At 66.5% G+C, this 19,061-nt stretch carries 20 protein-coding genes; 1 reads left to right on the top strand and 19 read right to left on the bottom strand.

Features of this window, described 5'->3' with window-relative positions; translation table 11 throughout:
- Window positions 1-4 precede the first annotated feature (4 nt).
- From fliE to MA876_RS01835, 16 genes are all read right to left on the bottom strand, one after another.
- Entirely contained in the window at window positions 5-313 is a 309-nt protein-coding gene (fliE, locus tag MA876_RS01765) for a flagellar hook-basal body complex protein FliE (RefSeq protein ID WP_248145476.1), read from the bottom strand.
- Window positions 313-705, bottom strand: coding sequence for a flagellar basal body rod protein FlgC (locus MA876_RS01770; RefSeq protein WP_248145478.1), 393 nt, complete (start codon window positions 703-705; stop codon window positions 313-315). The genes fliE and MA876_RS01770 overlap by 1 nt, the downstream gene beginning before the upstream one ends.
- The gene (gene flgB, locus MA876_RS01775) at window positions 702-1,049 is read right to left on the bottom strand and encodes a flagellar basal body rod protein FlgB (RefSeq protein WP_248145480.1); all 348 of its coding nucleotides are present in this window, start codon (window positions 1,047-1,049) and stop codon (window positions 702-704) included. Before flgB ends, MA876_RS01770 begins: the two co-directional genes overlap by 4 nt.
- A 108-nt stretch (window positions 1,050-1,157) precedes the next feature.
- Complete coding sequence (locus MA876_RS01780; protein ID WP_248145482.1) at window positions 1,158-1,436, bottom strand: hypothetical protein; 279 nt, start codon at window positions 1,434-1,436, stop codon at window positions 1,158-1,160.
- Between the two features lie 5 nt (window positions 1,437-1,441).
- Window positions 1,442-1,819, bottom strand: a complete 378-nt coding sequence (gene fliS / locus MA876_RS01785; RefSeq protein WP_248145484.1) for a flagellar export chaperone FliS — start codon at window positions 1,817-1,819, stop codon at window positions 1,442-1,444.
- A 33-nt stretch (window positions 1,820-1,852) separates the two neighbouring features.
- Window positions 1,853-3,223 (bottom strand): flagellar filament capping protein FliD, encoded by a 1,371-nt coding sequence (gene fliD / locus MA876_RS01790; protein WP_248145492.1) that lies wholly within the window; start codon window positions 3,221-3,223, stop codon window positions 1,853-1,855.
- A gap of 103 nt (window positions 3,224-3,326) precedes the next feature.
- Window positions 3,327-4,154 (bottom strand): flagellin N-terminal helical domain-containing protein, encoded by an 828-nt coding sequence (locus MA876_RS01795; protein WP_248145494.1) that lies wholly within the window; start codon window positions 4,152-4,154, stop codon window positions 3,327-3,329.
- A 126-nt stretch (window positions 4,155-4,280) separates the two neighbouring features.
- Window positions 4,281-5,135, bottom strand: coding sequence for a sigma-70 family RNA polymerase sigma factor (locus tag MA876_RS01800; protein ID WP_275561602.1), 855 nt, complete (start codon window positions 5,133-5,135; stop codon window positions 4,281-4,283).
- Between the two features lie 597 nt (window positions 5,136-5,732).
- Window positions 5,733-6,107, bottom strand: coding sequence for an ArsR/SmtB family transcription factor (locus MA876_RS19370; protein WP_372491469.1), 375 nt, complete (start codon window positions 6,105-6,107; stop codon window positions 5,733-5,735).
- A gap of 167 nt (window positions 6,108-6,274) precedes the next feature.
- On the bottom strand, window positions 6,275-7,450 hold the full coding sequence (locus MA876_RS01805) for an FAS1-like dehydratase domain-containing protein (protein WP_248145498.1): 1,176 nt from the start codon (window positions 7,448-7,450) through the stop codon (window positions 6,275-6,277).
- Window positions 7,428-8,420: an MBL fold metallo-hydrolase gene (locus MA876_RS01810; protein WP_248145507.1), complete on the bottom strand. Its 993-nt coding sequence runs from the start codon at window positions 8,418-8,420 to the stop codon at window positions 7,428-7,430. The genes MA876_RS01805 and MA876_RS01810 overlap by 23 nt, the downstream gene beginning before the upstream one ends.
- A gap of 8 nt (window positions 8,421-8,428) precedes the next feature.
- Window positions 8,429-9,214: an enoyl-CoA hydratase-related protein gene (locus MA876_RS01815; RefSeq protein WP_248145509.1), complete on the bottom strand. Its 786-nt coding sequence runs from the start codon at window positions 9,212-9,214 to the stop codon at window positions 8,429-8,431.
- Window positions 9,215-9,320: 106 nt separating this feature from the next.
- Window positions 9,321-9,989 carry a GntR family transcriptional regulator gene (locus tag MA876_RS01820; protein WP_248145511.1) on the bottom strand — a complete coding sequence of 223 codons (669 nt, stop codon included), beginning with the start codon at window positions 9,987-9,989 and terminating at the stop codon, window positions 9,321-9,323.
- 52 nt (window positions 9,990-10,041) lie between these two features.
- Window positions 10,042-11,295 carry a CaiB/BaiF CoA transferase family protein gene (locus MA876_RS01825; RefSeq protein ID WP_248145513.1) on the bottom strand — a complete coding sequence of 418 codons (1,254 nt, stop codon included), beginning with the start codon at window positions 11,293-11,295 and terminating at the stop codon, window positions 10,042-10,044.
- Window positions 11,292-12,467, bottom strand: coding sequence for an ABC transporter ATP-binding protein (locus MA876_RS01830; protein ID WP_248145514.1), 1,176 nt, complete (start codon window positions 12,465-12,467; stop codon window positions 11,292-11,294). Before MA876_RS01830 ends, MA876_RS01825 begins: the two co-directional genes overlap by 4 nt.
- Window positions 12,468-12,514: 47 nt before the next feature.
- Complete coding sequence (locus MA876_RS01835) at window positions 12,515-14,170, bottom strand: ABC transporter permease (RefSeq protein ID WP_248145515.1); 1,656 nt, start codon at window positions 14,168-14,170, stop codon at window positions 12,515-12,517.
- Between the two features lie 447 nt (window positions 14,171-14,617).
- On the opposite strand from MA876_RS01835, the gene MA876_RS01840 reads away from it, so the two are divergent.
- On the top strand, window positions 14,618-15,802 hold the full coding sequence (locus MA876_RS01840) for a CaiB/BaiF CoA transferase family protein (RefSeq protein ID WP_248145516.1): 1,185 nt from the start codon (window positions 14,618-14,620) through the stop codon (window positions 15,800-15,802).
- 37 nt (window positions 15,803-15,839) lie between these two features.
- Here MA876_RS01840 and MA876_RS01845 read toward each other — a convergent pair whose 3' ends face one another.
- The 3 genes from MA876_RS01845 to trxB are packed head-to-tail and all read right to left on the bottom strand — an operon-like array spanning window position 15,840 to window position 19,037.
- Entirely contained in the window at window positions 15,840-16,841 is a 1,002-nt protein-coding gene (locus MA876_RS01845) for an isocitrate/isopropylmalate family dehydrogenase (RefSeq protein WP_248145522.1), read from the bottom strand.
- Window positions 16,838-17,695, bottom strand: coding sequence for an amidohydrolase family protein (locus MA876_RS01850; RefSeq protein ID WP_248145524.1), 858 nt, complete (start codon window positions 17,693-17,695; stop codon window positions 16,838-16,840). Before MA876_RS01850 ends, MA876_RS01845 begins: the two co-directional genes overlap by 4 nt.
- A 22-nt stretch (window positions 17,696-17,717) precedes the next feature.
- Window positions 17,718-19,037 (bottom strand): thioredoxin-disulfide reductase, encoded by a 1,320-nt coding sequence (trxB, locus tag MA876_RS01860; RefSeq protein ID WP_372491470.1) that lies wholly within the window; start codon window positions 19,035-19,037, stop codon window positions 17,718-17,720.
- Between the last annotated feature and the right edge of the window lie 24 nt (window positions 19,038-19,061).

Here is a 19,061-nt window from a genome sequence, read left to right on the forward strand (position 1 = left end):
CGGATCAGGCCTGCATCCTCATGATGTCGTTGAACGCCGCGACGCTGCGGTCGCGGACGGCGACGACGAGATCGAGCGTCACCGATGCCCGCGCCGCGGCGATCGTCGCCTGATGGATGTCGGTGAGGTCGCCGGTGACGGCCTGGACCGCGAGTTCGTTGGACGTGGATTGGAGCTGCTGCAGATTCTCGACGGCGCCCGTGAGCGTCGTGGCGAACGACGAGTCGGATGCCGCGGCATCCGCGCGCTCGAAGCTGAGGGCCGACAGCGATGCCGTGCCGCCGGTCGAGACGGGATCGATCGCGAGCGACATCAGCGGCGTCCGATCTGAAGCGCGGCTTCGTAGGAGGTCTTCGCGCGGTCGACGACGGCGGCGCTCGCCTCGTAGCCGCGCTGCGCGAGGATGAGCATGCTCATCTGGTCGCCGAGATCGACGTTCGGGTACTCCACGTACCCGTTCTCATCCGCATACGGATGCGTCGGGTCGTGGACCATCTTGGTCGGCGCCTCGGATTCCACGACGCCGTCGACGAACACGCCGGGGCCGTCGGCGCCCGCACGCACGGTGACGAGCTTCTCGCGGAAGGGCTCCTCCCCCGCGGGCCGGGCCGTGTTGACGTTGGCGATGTTGTCGCTCAGCGCATCGAGCCACTTGCGGTGCACGTTCAGTCCCGTGCCGGCGATGCCGATCGCGTCGAACGTCATGCCGAGGCCTGCCCGATCGCCTTGGTGATGGACGTGGCCTGGCCGTCCAGCGCCTGCGTCGCGAACTGGAACCGCAGCACGGTGTCGATGTTCGAGAGGGTCTCGGTGTCGAGGTTCACGTTGTTGCCGTTGAGGCGCGTGGGTTCCAGCGAGCGCTCGGTCGTGGCATCCACGTCGCCGGATCCCGCGGAGACCGCGGAGCGCAGCGCGTCCTCGAACTGGACGCGCTTGGCGTGGTAGTCGGGGGTGTTGATGTTCGCGATGTTGTCGGCGATCGCTCGCTGACGCAGCGCAAGCCCATCGAGGGCGCTGGACAGCGCGGTGGCGGTGACGGATTCGAGCACGGCGGCACTCCGGATGCTGGGGGGAAGCCGATCCGTGGCCAGACGTCGAGCGATCCGTGCTCGATGTTGACTATCGCGACATCGACCGCCCGCGTAACCGTCTCGCGATCAGCCCTCGACGTCGAGGTACGCCGGCGCGTCTGTCTGGCGACTCGGCACTCTTCTCAGCGCGTTCAACTGGCGCGCGACCTGGGCACGTGCCGCCAGCACCCCGCCGATCATGAGCTGCTGCCGCGCCAGGATCGCCTCCGCGCGCTCGCGGATCTCCTCCGGGATCGGTTCCGTCGGGGTCTCCAGCGCCTGGGGCGGCGTGTGGCCGTCGGCGGCGTCGAGCGCGCTCTCGAACTGGTCGAGCAGGCGCACCCACGCGGCGAGATTCTCGCTCACGTCGTTCAGACGAGGGCCGGCTGCTGCGCTGCCTGATGCCAGGCATCCCGCAGCGGAGCGACGATGTCGCGGCACTCCGCGGTGGCTGCGGGGTCGCGCGAGACGTTCGCGACGACCATCCGGCCGGCGAGGTAGGTGTAGAGCGCACGCAGATCCGCGGATCCAGCCCACTCATCGCTCAGCGTCACGTTCAGTTCGGCGACGATCTGCTGGGCATGGAGCAGGTGTGTGCCCGCGCCGAGCCAGTCCGACGTCTCCTGCGCGAGTGCCGCTCGATCGATGTCGACGAGAAGGCGGTCGTAGAGCATCGTGAGAAGACGCTCGGGGGTCGCGGACGCGACCTGCTGCTCGAGGTACTCCTGCCGGGCGCGTTCTGGAGACATGCGCATGATTCGGCCTTCCTACGGTGAGTGGGTTCAGGATGACGAGGTCGAGGATGACGCGAGCCCCTCGAGTTGGGAGCCGAGCCAGGACGACTGCGACTGGAGGGTCGACAGCTGGACCTCCAGCTGCGCATAGGTGCGCTCGAGCGTCGCGCGACGCTGTTCGAGGCGGATGTCCCACCGCTCGACCTGCGTGCGGAGCGACTTCACCTCGGCTTCTTGGCCGGTGATGCGCTGCGTGAGCAGGCCGGTGTATTTGTCGGAGTACTGCGAGGTCGTCGCCTCCACGCGACCGGCGATGGCCGAGAACATCTGCTGGGCGGCGTCGGGATCATCGGCGAGCGCTTGCGCGAACTTCTCGGCGTCGAAGCTCAGCACGCCCTTCTGGTCGAACGAGATGCCGAGCGTGGAGGGTGAGATACCGTCGACCGGCGCCTGAACGGCTGCCGTGAGAGCAGTGCGCAGCGAGCGCACCGTGCTGTCGCCGGTGAAGACACCCAGCGTCGTCTTCTCGCCCTGGTCGGCGATCGTCGCCTTCGACCCGTTGTCGATCCGGGTGAGCAGGGCCGCGATCTCCTTCACGAACGCCTCTGCGGACGCCGTCTGAGCCTTCGCATCCCGTGCCACCGACACCGTGACCGGGTCGGCGCTCGCTCGCGACACGGTCACGTCGATGTCCTCCGCGATCGCGAACGTGTTCGTGCCGCTCGTGAGGACCTGCTCGGCCGCTGTGCCCGCGTACAGGCGGATGCGCGCATCGGCTCCCGTCGCGATGACGGCCGCGCCCGCCTCCGCGCCGACGTCCACAGCCGTGCCCGCCGTGACCTGAGCCGCCGTGCCCCGGTGCAGCGCGAATGCGGCAGCGGCGCCCGTCTCGTCGGAGGTCACCTGGAGGCGGTAGAGCGGTGAGCCGCCGGCATCCGTCCCCGCGGGGATCACCGTCGCCGTGACGCCGGTCTTCGCCGCATTGATCGCTTTCGCGAGATCCTGCGGGCTCGCACCGACGCCGGTGACCTCGGTCGTGGTTCCGTCCGCGGAGACCACCGTGTAGGTCCCGCCCCAGGCGCCGCTGGGGGCCGCCGCGGTGACGACCGAGTGCGCGGTGGCCGTGGCATCCACGACGATGTCCGTCGAGAGCGCCCCCGCCTTCGCCCCCGCGACGACGGTGACGCTCTCGTGCGAGGCGGTCGCCGTGAAGGCCGCGAGGGAACCGGAGGAGGCGGCGGTCTTCGCCTTCTCGAACAGCTGCTGCAGTCCGGTGTTGAGCGATTGCAGGTTCGTGACCACCGAGCTCCGGTCGGTGATCTTCGCCGAGAGCAGCGACTGCGGGATCGCGTTCACCTTCATGAGCGCGTCGATGATGTCCGCTGTCTGGAGCCCGGAGACCAAGCCGTCGATCTTCATCTCGAATGCCTTCCTCGCGTGCGATGAGTCGTTCTACAGGACGGCGCCCGAGCGGCCAGGCACGTCCGCTCGGGCGCCGTACGCGCCAGATGTTCTCAGCGACTCAGCGGAGCAGCTGCAGAACGCCCTGACCCGACTGGTTCGCCTGTGCGAGCATCGCCGTACCGGCCTGCTGCAGGATGTTCGAGGCGGTGTAGCGCACCATCTCGGCGGCCATGTCGGTGTCGGCGATGCGGCTCTTGGCGGCGGCGAGGTTCTCGGCCGAGACCTGGAGCGAGTTGATCGTCGACTCGAAGCGGTTCTGCTGCGCACCGAGGTCGGCGCGAGCGGTCGAGACGCTGACGATCTCGGCGTCGACGGCGGCGATCGACGTGAGCGCGTTGGCGGCGTCGGAGACGTCCAACGCGCCGATGGTCGCGCCCAGGCCCGAGAAGTCGGTGAGGGTGACGGCGATCTGGTCCTCGGCGGCCGTCGAGCCCGCGCCGACCTGGAAGGTGAGGGAGGCGTTCGAGCCGTCGAGCAGCTTGATGCCGTTGAAGTTCGTGCTGGCCGCGACGCGGGTCAGCTCCTCGCCGAGCGCCTCGATCTCGGTCGAGATCGCCGCGCGCGAGTCGGCGTTGTTCGAGTCGTTGCCCGCCTGCACCGCGAGGTCGCGGACGCGCTGCAGGATCGAGTGCACCTCGGTGAGCGAACCTTCCGCGGTCTGGATGACCGAGATGCCGTCCTGCGCGTTGCGCGTGGCGACGTTCAGGCCGTTGACCTGCGAGCGCAGGCCCTCGGAGATGGCGAGGCCGGCGGCGTCGTCCGCCGCGCGGTTGATGCGCAGACCGCTCGAGAGCTTCTCGAGGGACTTCGACACGTCGCTCTGGTTGGCCGAGAGGTTGCGGTAGGCGTTGAGGGCGCCGACGTTGGTTGCGATCTGAAGACCCATGATTTCCTCCGTGGTTGGGGGTCGGATACCGGCCCATCCGTGGGCCGACACCAGGCACTATCGCGACGAGGATCTCTCCCGTAACCGCCGAATCCGACTTTTCTCCTCGTTTACGAGCCGGAATCGTTAGGATGCTGCGAGCAGTTCGCCCGAGCGTGCGGTCACGCGTCGCGGCGCCCCGAAGACGGCACCGAAGAAGTCGGCGCGCGTCTTGGTGCCGCGGTCGGCGGCGTCGCCGGTCTCCCACTCCTCCATGGCTTCGCGCATGAGCTCGAGTCCGTTGCGACGCAGCTTGGAGATGTACGGGTGGCTCACCTCGAGCTCCTCCGCGAGATCCTTCACGGTGCGATCCTCGATGTAGATGCCTCGGATGACGTGCTGCATCGCCGTGGGCAGTGCATCGATGAGGCGCATCAGCATGGCGTGGTTCTCGGACTCCTCCACGGCGTGCTCCGGGAGGATGATGCTCCCCGTGAGGTCGGCCGGCTCGCGCCCCGCCTCGGGGTCGAAGTGCGCCTCGAAGCTCGTCGCCGTGCGGACCATCTCATCGAGCTTGAGAGCGTCGGCCACGACGTCCTCAGCCAGACCGGACTCCGCAGCCAATTCGGCGCGGGTCGCGGCCCGCCCCGTGCGGGCCAGAATCACGTCGCCCGCGGTGCGGATCCGCTGGATCTTCACACGCCCGCGCTCACCGGCAGGATCGGCGGCGCGCATCTCATCGAGGATCGCCCAATTGATCTGGTTCCGCGCGAAGGCACCGAAAGGGATGCCGCGCTCCGGCTCGTAGGACAGCGCGGCCCGCGCGAGGCCGAGCATGGCGGCCGAGATGAGGTCGTCGAGATCGACGTGCGGGGCGACTCGCGCCTTCTCCACGGCGAGGTACTTCGCGAGGGGCAGGTTCTCCTGCGCAAGCCACTCCGGAGTGCGACGTGACTCGGACTGCGCGCCAAGATGAGCAGATGAGGCAGAGGGACTCGACAACGTGACTCCATGGGGGTTTGGACTCGTTTATGAGGAAATTATCACAATCCAAGCCTTTCATTAGAGTTTTCTCATTTTTGCCTCATGACCGGCGCGGCATGTTCATCTGCCCGTAACAGAGGCCCGTGCCCCCCGCCGACGGCGCGGAATCCCGCGGGTCGCCGAGTACACGGCGCGAGCGGCCTTCACGACCGCGTCGACGACGCACGCTACTGACGACCCGCTACGGGGCACAGATGCGCGGACGGGCATACGAACGGCGATCCCGACGCGCCGCCGCGGGCGAACCACTCGGTGACCTCGGAGATGGGTTCTCTGCGCTCCTGGACCGCGGTTCACACATTGGTGCACACATACATCCGGTCGTGACGAATGTTGAATCACATGCTCGGACGGAGCGATCGCGGTGCAGTTCTTCCCGAAACCTTCCCGCCATCATGCGGGCATCGGCGTGAGTTCCTCATCCCCGCGCAAACGGATCGCGTACTCAAGTTCCATGCACGGTGAACTCTTTCCCAGCGCAGAACAGCGAAGGTGGCTCGCAAAGTTGCGGTCCGCATGGCTCCGGGACTCCGCATGAATCAGCGATCCGACTTCTCAACCGTTGCATCTCAGACTGGATTGACGGAGGTTGTTGCCGGCCGAAGCACGTTGCACCGCGTAGGTACTCTCGTCGGCCGTCGGCACGGTGGATGACCTTGCGTATGCCCAATCCTCGATCGCGGTCAAACCGTCCACGTTGATCCGATGCCGAAATCCGCCGCGGACGCGCTCAGCGGTCACGAGCCCCGCGCTTCGGAGGATGGCGAGGTGTCTCGAGGCGGAGAAGCGCGACAGGTCAGTCGCGCCCGCTATCTCCGAGATGGTCGGCCCGCACGTACGCGGCGAACGTTTCACGAGTGCGTCGACGATCGCCAGTCGTTCGCTGTTCGCAAGGGCTGAAAACAGTCGAGCTGCGTCCATCGTCCTCATCGCCCTTCACGCTGGTCCGTCCTGATCGACTCCTCGACCAGGACGACGACCTTCGTCATCAGGGGCGGAGTGCAGCGATCGCATCACCCGAATCGACCGTGCCATCACAACCGCAGTCCTCCGGGTCGAATAGAGGAGTGGTCCGACCGCACGACGGTTCAGCTCCTTCAAGCATCGGATCCGACCGCGGTGGGCAGCTTGATGATCGCCGAGCCTGGCATGACGTTCTGACCGCGCTGGTTGGTGGCCCAGGTCTCGACGCTCACGACGTGGTCGCCTTCGTCGTCGATGTACTTATCGACGATCTTCCCGCCGAACCGAACGACATCCGACAGGTAGACGTGGGCGCGGTACTGACCGTGCACCTTCTTGAGGAAGCCGGCGTCCCCCATCCAGTCGGTGAGGTGCTGGATTCCCCATGACGTGCGCTGCACACCGACGTCGTAGGCCGCCTGAGCACCCTGCAGACTTGCCGCATAGTCGTTGTAGTGCACGGCGTACACGGGCTCGAGAGCGTGAGTGTTGGGGTCGCGGAAAGCCCACTTGGGATGCTTTGCGTAGCGACGAAGCGCGACGCCGTGCGCTGCGATGCGCGGAATCGGGGCTGCACCTGAGGCGATGAAGGCGATGAAGTCACTGAGACCCATCGGCCCCTTCGTGATGACATCGAGCTCGTCACCGACCGACACGTCTTCCCAGAGCCGCGGGGTCGACCCACGTGGCGTCTCCGCGAGGATGTCGTGTTCGATCTGTTCGATCTCCTCGGGCGTCCAGGGGTGCGGCAGCTCGATCTTGCGGCTTTCACGCTTCTTCTGCATCTCGGTGCGCTCGAACCGCATCCGCGAGCAGATGAACTTTGCGACGAGCTCGCCGTCCTGATTGCGGTACTCCTGCCGCAGGTAGTCCTTGATTCGACGTCCGGCGAAATTGCTCGCCTCGATCGGTCCGTCGAATCCATCGAACACGATCGTCGCTGTGATCTTGTCGCCGAGACGGATCGGCTTGTAGAACTCGATGTCCGTCTCGGCGTGGAAGCCGCCCAGACCGCGCCAGCCGACCTGCACGGAACCGAGGCACGCGAAGATGAACGCGGGAGGCGCAACGATTCCCCCGTTCACCGAATCGGCGGCGTAGGCTTCGTCCGTCCAGAGCGGATTGCCGTCGCCGATGCCCTCGCAGAAGCGCAGAATCGCGTGACGATCGGCGTACTCGTTGTTGACCGAGCCTTCCGTTCGCAGCTCGGTGCCGATCAGGGCACGCATTTCGTCGAGCATCTCGTCGGTGAAGGTCGCAGTTGCGAGCTTCTGCTCGAAGCCGGTGCTAGTGGTCTCGGTCGTGGTCATCGCGGCCTCCATTGGTTGCGTACGTATAGAGTATACCATCGTCATCGATTTTCAACCCGTCCGAGAAGGCGAGATGCATCGCCGTCTGACGCAGTGCCGAGACGCGGTGCCAGTCCCTGAGTCCATCCCACCCCGGACCCCATGGAAGACTGGCGGCGATCTCCCATACCGAGTCGCCCGGGGCCTTCTTGCGACGATCACGCGCTCGCTGGCCGCGACGGATCTGATGTGCGATCGTCTCGTCTATCCGCGCCCCGAGGTCGTCGATCGCGTCCCCGTGCCCCGGCAATCCGCGCCAGGCTCGGAGATCGACGAGCCGACGCAGAGACTGCAGGTACTCGGCAAGCGCGTCGAACCCCGGTCGGCTCGGACTGAGACCGACCCCGGGATAGAAGTCCGGCAGCACGTGGTCACCGGTGAACACGATCTTCTCGACAGGCATCGCGACGCAGATCGAACCTGGCGAGTGCCCGGGCGTGTGCACCACGAACGCCTCGCGGCCGGGGATCTGGAGAGCTTCGCCGTCCTCCAGCATTCTGTCCACAACCGTCTCATCGGGGGGTGGCGGTTCCGCGTGGATGAGCACTGATGTCATCTCCGGCGGAACGCCCCAATCGGCGAGCTCCGCCGGGCTCGGGCCACGGGGCGCATGCTGCGTCGTCGCGTCCGCCCGATGCATGCGCACCTCTGCCCCGCTGCGCTCCCGGATGCTGTTGGCCAGTCCGCGGTGATCCTGGTGCAGATGCGTCATCGTCACCGACCGGATGCGGGACACATCCTGACCCAACGCCGCAGTGAAGTCGTTCAGCGCGTCCCAGCTGGCCGCCGAGTCCCACCCCGTGTCGATGAGGTGGAGTGATCCGTCGTCGCCGATGATGGCGTAGACGTCGGCCGTTGCGATCCAGTGCCCCTCGGGCATCGGACTCTGCAGTCGCCAGACTCCGTGAGCAACCTGCTTCGGTGCGTCCATCGAGATGCTCAGGGCCGGGCGGGCGACATCCGCGCCGCGATGCGCTGTTGGAAGTCGTCCTGCTGCGCCGACCAGAGCTGCTTCGGGATCTCGTTCTCGATCGCCGATGCGTAGTCCGCGAAGCCACCTGCCTCACGGATGGATGCCTTGGCTCGCTCCGCCACCCCGCGAGGTGCGATGCACGCCTTCGCTCCGAGCTCTAGCGCTCGCTCCAGCAGCAGGTCCGACTCGACGGTCTCGAGCGCGAGGCCGATCTCGCTCGCGCGGGCGCCGTCCACATCCTGTCCGAGCAGCACGAGCGCGTTCGCCACTTGTGCGCCGACGAACTGACGCAGGAGCCACGTGTGACCGCCCCCGGGATGCAGGCCGAGCTCGAGGAATCGCGTCGCGAAGAGCGCGTCCTCGCTGGCCAGGATCACGTCGCAGGCCATTGCGAGATTCATGCCGGCACCGACCGCAGGTCCGTTGACCGCGGCGATCGTCGGTAAAGGGCATGCGTGCAGGCGCTGGAATGCCGCGTAGATCGATCGGAGACTCTCCTCGGCCTGCTCGTCGGGTCCGGCTGCACCCACGAGATGCCGCAGGTCGGCACCGGCGCAGAAGGCATCCCCTGCACCGGTGACGATGACGGCACCCATCGTCTGGTCTGCCTCGATCTCGTTCAGAGCATCGATGAACTCTTCGACCATGGCCACCGTCAGGGAGTTCTTCCGACGTTCGTTCGTGAGCGTGACGATCGCGACGCGCTCATGGATCTCGGTGCGGATCAACTCCGCGGAACGGGTCTCGGGCATGGGTCAGCGCTCCTTCATTGGGGCTACCTCGATGTCGACTGACGATCGATAGAATAAAGTATACTCACCGATCCGCACGCGCCACCACACCGCGGACATCGTCGGGTCAGCCCTGCTCGTCGAGCCAGGCTGCGACGTGAGCCGTCCCGAGCCTGCGGTGGGAGTTCATCGCCGCGACGATTCCCTCAGGATCTCGACTCTCGATGATCGGCATCATCTCGATGTGCTCGGCGTGACTCTTCTCGCTCGACTGCATGCCGACCGAGCCACGGGTGCCATACGGCTCGACAGAATCCCACAGGTACGTGAGGAAGCGGAGCAGTCGGTCGGATCCGGCTCGTCGGAAGATTACGAAGTGAAACGCGCGGTTGAGCTCGAGGTACTCGAACCGCTGGCTCGGTCCGGTGAGCTCGCTCATCTGCGCGATGAGTCCGCGAAGCTCTTCGAAGTCCTCGTCAGTGAGGTTGGGCGCCGCCAGGATGTACGCCTCGGGCTCGAGCACCTCGCGCCAGTGGTAGATGTCTTCGAGGTCAGGCCCGGAGAGCTGGCGCGCGAAGTAGCCCTGGCTCTGCTTGTGCACGACATGACCCGTTGCCGCAAGAGAAGCGAGCGCCTCGCGCATCGGTATATGCGACAGGCCGTACTCGGGTGCCAACTGATGCGGAGACAGGCGCGCTCCCGGCTTGATCGTGCCGTCGGCGATCTCCGTCCGGACCCGATGTATCGCGTACGAGACCAGGGTCTCGGGTCGCTTGCTTCGGCTGTCAGAGGCCACGGTGCCCCCTTCCTTTGCCTAGCGGACTGAATCTAAAGTATAGGAAATCCGTTCAGCCCCGCGTCGCTCGCGTCATGGGCGTGTCAGTGATGCCTTCCGCGATAAGGACGCCGATGTCGTCCTCGCTGAAGCCGCCGAGTTCGCGCAGGATCTCGACCGAGTGCTCCCCCAGTCGCGGTGGACTAGACGGTGCCCCGTCGGGCCACGCCGCAGACCGCACGGGATTGCGTGCCGTCGGGACGGCGGAGTCCCCCTCTCCGACCCACTGCACCGTGCCGTTGACCTTGACCTGCTCCAGCTCCAGCGTCTCGTGGAGCTCGAGCACCGGGGAGTTGGGCACGTCGGCGACATCCAGGGTGTCCTGCCACTCCTCACGAGTCCGCGTCCGGATGATCTCAGCGAGGGCGGGGATGAGCACGTCACGGTTCTGCACGCGTGCGGCGTTCGTCGCGAACCTCTCGTCATCGATCCACTCCTCGCGTCCGATCGCGACGCATAGGCTCCTCCAGAACCCGTTGGTGAACGCCCCGATCATGATGAAGCTGCCATCGCTGCACTCGAGCGCCTGGTACGGCACGATCTGAGCATGACCGCGTCCGAGTCGGGGGATCTGGTGGCCCTTCCCGACGACCGCAGGGATGTAGTTCGCCAGCAACGCGACGCTCGCGTCGATCATGGAGATCTTTATGTGCTGGCCCTCCGGATGCTCATCCCGCGCGTGGAGCGCCGCGAGCACACCGACGAGGCAGAACAGTCCGGCCGAGTAGTCGCTCACCGGGGTGCCCATACGCACGGGTCCACCGCCGACTTCTCCCGTGACGCCCATCAGACCACTGACGGACTGCAGGATGATGTCGTTGGCCGGTCGGTCGCGCCATGGCCCCTCGGTACCGAAGGCCGAGATCGATCCATAGATGATCCCCGGTCGTCGTGCGCTCAAGTCGTCGAAGCCGAGCCCGAGCCGGTCCATCACACCGGGTCTGAAGTTCTGCAGGACGATGTCGCAGTTCTCCGCGAGTCGTCGCGCCGCCTCCTGGCCGCGTTCGGATCGCAAATCGAGGGTCACGTCCCGCTTGCCTCGGTTGATGGCGACGAAGTAATCGCTCTCGAGCGGCCCGAGCATGGGCGCGCCCATGTAGCGCGCTCCGTCGCCGCGGCGCGGCTTCTCGACCTTGATCACCTCGGCGCCGAGGTCCGCGAGGAACATGGTCGCGTAGGGTCCTGCCGCTGCGTGGGTGAAGTCGAGGACGCGGATGCCGGCGAGCGGCAGGCCCGTCGTGCCCGATGCGCGATCCGAAGTCGTCATCTCGCGCCCACTCCGGCGGTCGAGAGCAGACTTCCCTCGGTGTCGTAGAAGAGCACGCTGGCGCGAGGTACCGAGAGGATGACCTCGTCCCCCAGCCGGACGTCCGAGACATCGCCCTGCTCGGCGAACCACTGGGTCTCACCGACTTCGACGATGAACTGATGCGTCCCGCCTTCCGAGAGCACGATCTGCGCGACGCGACCTTCGATCTCGACGTCGCCGTGGGACGCACGCTCAGCTATGGGGGTCGCGGGCACGACTCGGACATCACGGGGACGCGCGAACACTCGGACCGACGATCCGTCCGCCGCGCCCACGACGTCGTCGACCCCGCCGACCCAGCCGCCGTCGTGCGTGATCTGGCCGTTCTTGAGCGTGGCGGTGAGCTTGTTCCGCACGCCTAGAAAGGTCGCCGCGTACGGTGATGCCGGACGCGTGTAGACCTCGTCCGGGGTGCCGGACTGCTCGATCTCACCCTCCCGCATCAGCACGACTCGGTCGCCCATCTCGAGGGCCTCCGCCTGATCGTGGGTGATGTGCAGCGCCGTGAAGCCCAACTCGCGGTGCAGTCGTAGGAGTTCGGAGCGGAGGCTCACCCGCAGAAGCGCATCGAGGTTGCTCAACGGCTCGTCGAGGAGCATGAGCGACGGACGTGAGGCGAGCGCCCGCGCGAGCGCGACCCGCTGCTGTTGCCCACCGCTCAGCTCGGCCGGCAACCGCTTCGCGAGAGGCGAGCACTCGACGGTCTCGAGGACTTCAGCGACACGCTGCGTGCGCTCCTGCCCCCGCACTCCGCGCCGCTTCAGCGGGTAGGCGACATTCGCCTCGACCGACATGTGCGGCCAGAGCGCATAGTTCTGGAAGACCATGCCGACGTTGCGCGCCTCGGGCTTCACGTCGACGCCGGCAGACTGATCGAAAACCGTGCGTCCGTGGAGCCGGACGCGGCCGCCGGTCGGTCGCTCGAGACCGGCGACGCACCGCATGAGCGTCGACTTGCCGCAGCCGCTGGGTCCGAGAACGACGACGTACTCGCCCTTCCTGATGCTCAAATCGATGCTGCGCACCGCGTGGACGTCTCGTCGCTTGCTGATGAAGCTCTTGCTCAGGTCCTCGACGCTCGCCTCAATGGGCGCTTCACCGGTCTCGGGCCTCACCTCGGACGATGCCATGTCCCGCGTCCTCTCGATCTCGTTTGCGATGGTCACGTCAGTCGTCATCACAGCTTCTCCAATGCGTTCCGTCCGCCGACCAGCAGCGTGAGAGCCACGCCGACACCGGTCACCGCGGTGATCACAAGCGCCAGCACGGCGACCTCGGGGTAGACGCCTGTGGTCCAGGTGTCGTAGAGCAGAGTGCCCATCACGTGGACTCGGGGTGTGCGCAGCATCACCGAGACCGCGAAGTCGTGCGAGAGCAGGATGAACATCACCGTCGCGGCCGCGGCGACTCCTCGACGCGCGAGTGGGAGCGCGATGCCGAAGAGTGTCCGGAAGTAGCCGGCCCCCGACACTCTGGCCGCTTCGTACAATCGCGGATCCACTCCGAGCAGGCTCGAATGCTGAGCGCGCAGGGCGAACGGGAGCACGATGTAGATGTAGCCGATGACGAAAAGCCAGGGACTTCCGAACAGATTGAAGGGCGGCTGAAGGAAGATGAACATCACGGCGATGCCCAGTACTGCGCGGGGCACGGCGAGCGGCGTCACGAACGCGAGATCGAGTGCGTACTGGGCGAATCGGGGCGCTCGGAACGCCGCGGTCATCGCCATCGCGCCGATGAAGCCGAGGGGGATCGCGACGAGGATCGCCCCGAGCGAGAACACGACCGTGTTCTGCACGGCGGAGAGCAGCTGCGGATCGGTGAGGCCGTCGATCACGTGGTCGAGGGTGAACTGTATCTGACCGAGGTCCCCGTTCCAGAATCGCGAGAACGCGACGAGGCCGAGCCCGATGAGCGGGAGCGCGATAGTGACGAGCGCGTAGGCCACGATCGCGACGAACGCCCAGATCGAGGTCTCCTGCGACGGGACGCCCCCGATCGAGCCTTGCGACGCGTACCGACGCTGATCCCCGAGCGACACTCGCTGGAAGACGATCGAGATGATGCCGATCGCGATCAGCGGGAGGCCGATCGCAGCCGTGAGCGGGTAGTCGATCGGGAAGTTCTCACGTACCCGGAAGATCTCGGTCGTGAGGACGTCGATGCCCGCTCGCCCACCAAGAAGCAGCGGTGCCGTGAACTGGCCCAGCCCGAGCAGGAAGGTCGTGACGGCGCCCGCGAGCAGAGCGGGTCGCAGCAGCGGAAGCGTGATCGTCCGGAAGGCGGTGAAGCGCGACGCTCCGGACAATCGCGCTGCCGCCTCGAGTGAGCCGCGGATCTCCTGGAACCGCGCACTGACCATCGTGTAGGCGATGCCCGCGAGGTCGAGACCCGTGATGATGATGATGGCCTCTGTCGAGTACACGTTGAGCGGGCCCTCGGTCAGCCCGGAGAAGAACGGCAGTTGACGCAGCAGCGTGTTCCCGTACCCGACGGTCGGGGCGAAGATGAAGACCCACCCGATGATCAGTGCGACCTGCGGAACGATGAGGGGAAGGAGCGGGATCATCGCCGCGATCCCGCGGTAGCGAGCGGGTACTCGCTGCACGAGCACCGCCATGGCCACGGCGACGACCACGGCGATCACCGTCGATCCGAAGGCGAGCGCGATGGTCGTGAAGAGGGTCTGGCCGAAGCGCGGAAGAGCGAGCATGTCCTGTATTGCCCGCCCTCCGTCTTGGAAGGCCTGGGCGTAGAACAGCGCAACGGGGAGGACGACGGCCAGCACGGCGAGCGCGGCGATCACGTACCACAGGACGCTCGCCTTCGGCACCCACTTGGATCGGGGGCGTTCAGGGCGTCTGCCTCCGCGGCCTGTCCTCGCGGCGGCCAGCGTCCCGGTCGCGGTGTTCGCGTAATCCTCGTCGCGGAGGAGTACGCCTGGTGTGACATTCATCGTCGGTCCCAATCCTGTGGTCCTCGGGGTCTATCGCGAACGATTCCGGGTCAGGGGCGGAGCAGATAGCGCTGGCTGGCACGAGCCGGCGCGTCGATGCGAGCACGAATGGTTGTTCGGCGCGGCGTCGGTTGCATGATGCATTGGACCTCTCTGTCCATCCCTACGTCTATGTAGCGAGACGTACTGTCGTCTGAATAGTAGATAGTAGACTATTCGCGATGTCAAGCACTCATGACTCTTGCGGGCCACGAGTCGAATGCTATCGTATACTCTCTACTAACGTGGTCGACAACGACGCGACGCATGACCAATGGAGGTTTCATGTCGGCTCTTCAAGGCGTTCGAGTTCTCTGCGTCGGGCAGTTCTACATGGCGCCGTACAGCAGCCTTCTGCTGGCCCGCATGGGCGCCGATGTCATCAAGATCGAGTCGCCGAAGGGTGATCCCTACCGTCACCTCCCGACGACCACCGGCTCCGGCAACTCTGTGCAGTTCGACCTCATGAACGGCGGGAAGAAGCTCATGAAGCTCGACCTGCGCGCTCCGGAGGGCCGCGAGGTCTTCCTCGCGCTCGTAGCCGACAGCGATGTGATCGTGCAGAACCTGGCCCCCGGGGCGCTCGATCGAATGGGGCTCGGCTACGACGTGCTCCACGGCGTCAATCCGCGCATCATCCTCGCGTCCGGTTCCGGCTTCGGCTCCACAGGTCCGTACGCGAACGACACGGCGATGGATCTCACCATCCAGGCGCGTGCGGCCATCATGAGCACGACGGGCTTCATGGACGGTGAGCCGGTGCGGACGGGACCGTCGGTCGTCGATCTCATGGGCGGGACGCACCTCGCGGTGGGAATCCTCGCCGCTCTCTTCCAGCGTGAGCACACCGGGGAGGGGCAGCACGTGGAGGTCGCGCTGCAGGATGCGATCGTGCCCGCGCTGTCGTCCAACATCGCCGCGCTCCTGAGCGACCGCGGTTCACCCGAGCGCACGGGCAACCGGCACGGCGCACTGGCTGTGGCGCCGTACAACGCCTACGAGGCGAGCAACGGATGGGTGACGATCCTTTGCCCGTCACAAGCGCACTGGGACTCCCTCCGCGAGATCATGGCAGATCCCCGCGCGCACGATCCGCTCCTGCACGACATGTCGGGACGCGCCGCGCATATCGACCTCGTCGATGAGATCGTCAGCGATTGGGCGCGCGGACTGCCGAAGGAGACCATCTTCTCCCTCCTTCAGGCCGAAGGCATCCCGGTGGCACCGGTCATCACCCTGCCGGAACTGCTCGAGGATCCCCACTTCGTGCATCGCAACATGCTGCGCACGACGAAGACCGAGAACGGCAACTGGCACACCTGGGCAAGCCCCGTCAGGCTGTCGGACTCCCCCATGGTCGAGCCCACCCGCCCCGGTGCGCTGGGCAGCGACACCGAGGCGATCCTCCGCGATGAGCTCGGCTATGAAGGCGAGCGGATCGACGCGCTCCGCAGCGCGAAGATCATCTGACGTCGGCGCCGCCTCGCCGGGCTGCCTTCGCGAGTGGTCAGGACGCGAGTTCGCCGCATCGCGCGGCGAACTCGCTCGTCGTCGCGGTTCCGCCGAGGTCGCGGGTGACCACGTCGCCCTGCGCTATCGTGGCGGCAACGGCGGCCCGGACCCGATCACCGGCGTCACGCTGGCCCACGTGATCCAACAGCATAGCGCCCGAGAGGATCATGCCCGCCGGATTCGCCCGCCCCGTTCCGGCGTACTTCGGTGCACTCCCGTGGCCTGCCTCGAACACCGCACCGTGTGGTCCGACGATCGCACCCGGCATGACTCCGACGGTGCCGGCGAGCCCTGCCATCACTCCGCACATGATGCCGCCGTACACACTCTCGAGTAGAAGGATGCGGTACGACGACGGGTCCTGGATCAGGTGCGTCATCAGACCGTCGAGGATCTCCTCGTCGACCGAGACGCCGGGGAAATCGGGCGCGACATCCATCGCCGACTCGAGGAACAGCCCGTCGGTCGCACGCTGGCCGGTGGCGATGTGACCCACCGTGACCCGCGCATCGCCCTTGTCGACGGCCCACTGCATGGCGAATCGCGCGACGCGTTCGGAGGCATGTCGCGAGATGATCTTGAGCCCGATCCCGACATCGCCGTCCGAACTGCGCTGGGAGACGCTGCGGCTGAGATCCTCGGTCTGGTCGCGGACGAGGGTGAGATTCAGGCCCGGATACCGAGCGCCAGGGTGGGCGAAGTACTGCACCGTCCGCACGTTCGCGTACGCCTCGATTGCTTCACGGATCCCCCAGCTCGGGCTCGTATAGCCGGTGAGGGGTGTCGTGTAGGGCGCTTTCAATGCGACCCCGAGCGACCGCAGAGCCTCAGCCGTATCATCCGGGACCGCGCTGCCGGTGTTCGTGAACGCCTCTTCACCCGCGGGTAGCGTGACCCACTCGATGTCGGCGCCCGCCGCATCCATGACGGCGACGGCCGCATCGACGATCTCGGGGCCGATCCCGTCTCCACGCAGCAGACCCGCAGCAACAGTCATCGACTCCTCGCCCTCTCACTCGACGCCGGGCTCGGCGCCCATCCGTATGCGGCAGCGCATGCACCACCCATCAGCTTGGCCCGCTCGTCCTCCGTCAGACGGTCGGTCAGCAGGAACGGGATGGTCGCCTGGGCGTACGACACGTTCTTGGCGGTGCGGGTCCAGTCGGTTCCCCACAGACAGCGTTCCACTCCCCACGCGTCGAAGACGCGCCCGAGCGGTCCCCAGATATCGGGATAGGGAAAGGGGTGCTTCGAGAGCACGCATGCGCCGCTGACTTTGATCATCGCGTTGACACGCCTGCCCAGCTCGAGCACGCCGTCCAGCTGTCGCCAGGGCGTCGCCGATACCGGGAAGTGCTGATCGATCCCCAGGTGGTCGATGACGAAGCGCGTCTCGGGATGCCGATCGACGAGCGCGATCGCGTCATCCACCCTGCCCCCGCACAGCACGTTCACCGCAAGATCGTGACGAGCGGCCGCGCGCATGGCCGCCGCGACGCCGGGATCGTCCGGACGGGTGGAGACCCGATCGTCGATGCGCACGCGTATTCCGACCGTTCCCGGTGTCTCCTTCCACAGGGCGATGTCATCCTCCACCGCGGGGTCGGCGCTGTCGATCATCTTCACGAGGGCGAATCGATCGGGAAACTCGGCACCGATCTCGACCGCGTACCCGGCGTCGTAGCCGTACAGGATGAACGGCGACACCAGAATCGCTCCATCCACCCCGACGTCGTCCATCGCGGCGAGCATCTCGGCACCGGTGACGTGCGGCGGCCAATCAGGATCGTTGCGCCATGGGCGCTGCGAGGTGTTCGCCTCGTACGCGTGCACCTGAGAGTCGATGATCATCGAGCGGCTCCGCGACGGCACTTCACGCGAGATATCCCTCGAGCTCCTGCTCGAGGGCACTGCGCGATCGGGCGCCGACGATCGACGACTCGGCAGCACCTCGGCGGAACACCTTCATCATCGGCACCGAGGTGATCTGATGCGTCATCGCGATTTCGATGTTCTCATCGACGTTGACCTTCACGACACGGAGTCTGCCGCCGTGGGCCGCGGCGATCTCGTCGAGCACTGGCGACATCGCCTTGCACGGACCACACCACGGCGCCCAGAAGTCGACCAGGACGGGCAGATCGGCGTCGAGCACGTCCCTCTGCCATGACGCGGCGTCGGTGTTGTGGACGATCGTCCGTCCGCTTTCGGCCGCTTCCTCTGCGAGGACCTCCTCGTGCGCCTGGGACTCCGCCAGGATCCCGATCGTCTCATCGAGGCTCGCGAGGTAGTGCTCGACATCCATCGCCGCGGCGGCGCCGCTCGCGGCGGCCGTGACCGCCTGGCGGTACGTCGGATCGATGATGTCACCTGCCGCGAACACGCCCGACACCGAGGTACGCGACGACCGCCCGTCGACGAACACCGTGCCTTCAGGCGTCAGCGCGAGCTTGCCGTGGACGAGGTGGGTACGCGGGTCGTTGCCGACGGCGACGAACACTCCGTCGAGCGCCAACTCGCGCACGACACCGTCGACGGTGTCCTCGAGGACGACACCCCGGACGGCATCCTCGCCGACGACCTCCCTGACGGCCGAGTTCCAGATGAACTCGATCTTGTCGTTGCGGAAGGCGCGGTCCTGCATGATCTTGGATGCGCGCAGGCCCGACCGGCGATGGATCACGTAGACCCTGGTCGCGAACTTGGTGAGGAAGATCGCCTCCTCCATCGCCGAGTCGCCCCCACCGACCACTGCGATCACGCGATCGCGGAAGAAGAAGCCGTCGCACGTCGCGCAGTACGACACGCCGCGCCCCGACAGCTCCTGCTCTCCCGGAACCCCCAGCTTGCGCGGTGCGGATCCCGTGGCGAAGATGAGGGAGTCGGCTTCGATCGTCCGTCGGGAGCCGAGCGTCACGCGCTTGGCGATCCCGTCGACCTCGAGGCCCACAGCGTCGTCGTCGATGATCTCGGCACCGAAGCGCAGTGCCTGAGCTCGAATGCCCGCCATGAGCTCGGGGCCCATGACGCCTTCCGGGAACCCCGGGAAGTTCTCGACGTCGGTGGTGTTCATCAGTTCACCGCCGGCGTCCACGGAGCTGGCGACGACGATCGGCTCGAGGTTGGCTCGCGCCGCGTAGATCGCGGCGGTGAGTCCTGCCGGCCCTGAGCCGATGATGATCACACGGCGCACGATGGCCTCCTTGAGTCGCTTCGG

Source organism: Microbacterium aoyamense (assembly GCF_023155855.1).
Lineage (GTDB): Bacteria > Actinomycetota > Actinomycetes > Actinomycetales > Microbacteriaceae > Microbacterium > Microbacterium aoyamense.

What these genes read in the sequence shown, in the direction of transcription:
- MA876_RS01770 (WP_248145478.1), bottom strand. Translation starts at nt 705, where the DNA reads ATGACGTTCGACGCGATCGGCATCGCCGGCACGGGACTGAACGTGCAC.
- MA876_RS19370 (WP_372491469.1), bottom strand. Translation starts at nt 6,107, where the DNA reads ATGAGGACGATGGACGCAGCTCGACTGTTTTCAGCCCTTGCGAACAGC.
- MA876_RS01830 (WP_248145514.1), bottom strand. Translation starts at nt 12,467, where the DNA reads ATGGCATCGTCCGAGGTGAGGCCCGAGACCGGTGAAGCGCCCATTGAG.
- fliE (WP_248145476.1), bottom strand. Translation starts at nt 313, where the DNA reads ATGTCGCTCGCGATCGATCCCGTCTCGACCGGCGGCACGGCATCGCTG.
- fliD (WP_248145492.1), bottom strand. Translation starts at nt 3,223, where the DNA reads ATGAAGATCGACGGCTTGGTCTCCGGGCTCCAGACAGCGGACATCATC.
- MA876_RS01825 (WP_248145513.1), bottom strand. Translation starts at nt 11,295, where the DNA reads ATGACGACTTCGGATCGCGCATCGGGCACGACGGGCCTGCCGCTCGCC.
- MA876_RS01795 (WP_248145494.1), bottom strand. Translation starts at nt 4,154, where the DNA reads ATGGGTCTTCAGATCGCAACCAACGTCGGCGCCCTCAACGCCTACCGC.
- MA876_RS01850 (WP_248145524.1), bottom strand. Translation starts at nt 17,695, where the DNA reads ATGATCATCGACTCTCAGGTGCACGCGTACGAGGCGAACACCTCGCAG.
- MA876_RS01810 (WP_248145507.1), bottom strand. Translation starts at nt 8,420, where the DNA reads ATGGACGCACCGAAGCAGGTTGCTCACGGAGTCTGGCGACTGCAGAGT.
- MA876_RS01840 (WP_248145516.1), top strand. Translation starts at nt 14,618, where the DNA reads ATGTCGGCTCTTCAAGGCGTTCGAGTTCTCTGCGTCGGGCAGTTCTAC.
- MA876_RS01815 (WP_248145509.1), bottom strand. Translation starts at nt 9,214, where the DNA reads ATGCCCGAGACCCGTTCCGCGGAGTTGATCCGCACCGAGATCCATGAG.
- MA876_RS01805 (WP_248145498.1), bottom strand. Translation starts at nt 7,450, where the DNA reads ATGACCACGACCGAGACCACTAGCACCGGCTTCGAGCAGAAGCTCGCA.
- MA876_RS01845 (WP_248145522.1), bottom strand. Translation starts at nt 16,841, where the DNA reads ATGACTGTTGCTGCGGGTCTGCTGCGTGGAGACGGGATCGGCCCCGAG.
- fliS (WP_248145484.1), bottom strand. Translation starts at nt 1,819, where the DNA reads ATGTCTCCAGAACGCGCCCGGCAGGAGTACCTCGAGCAGCAGGTCGCG.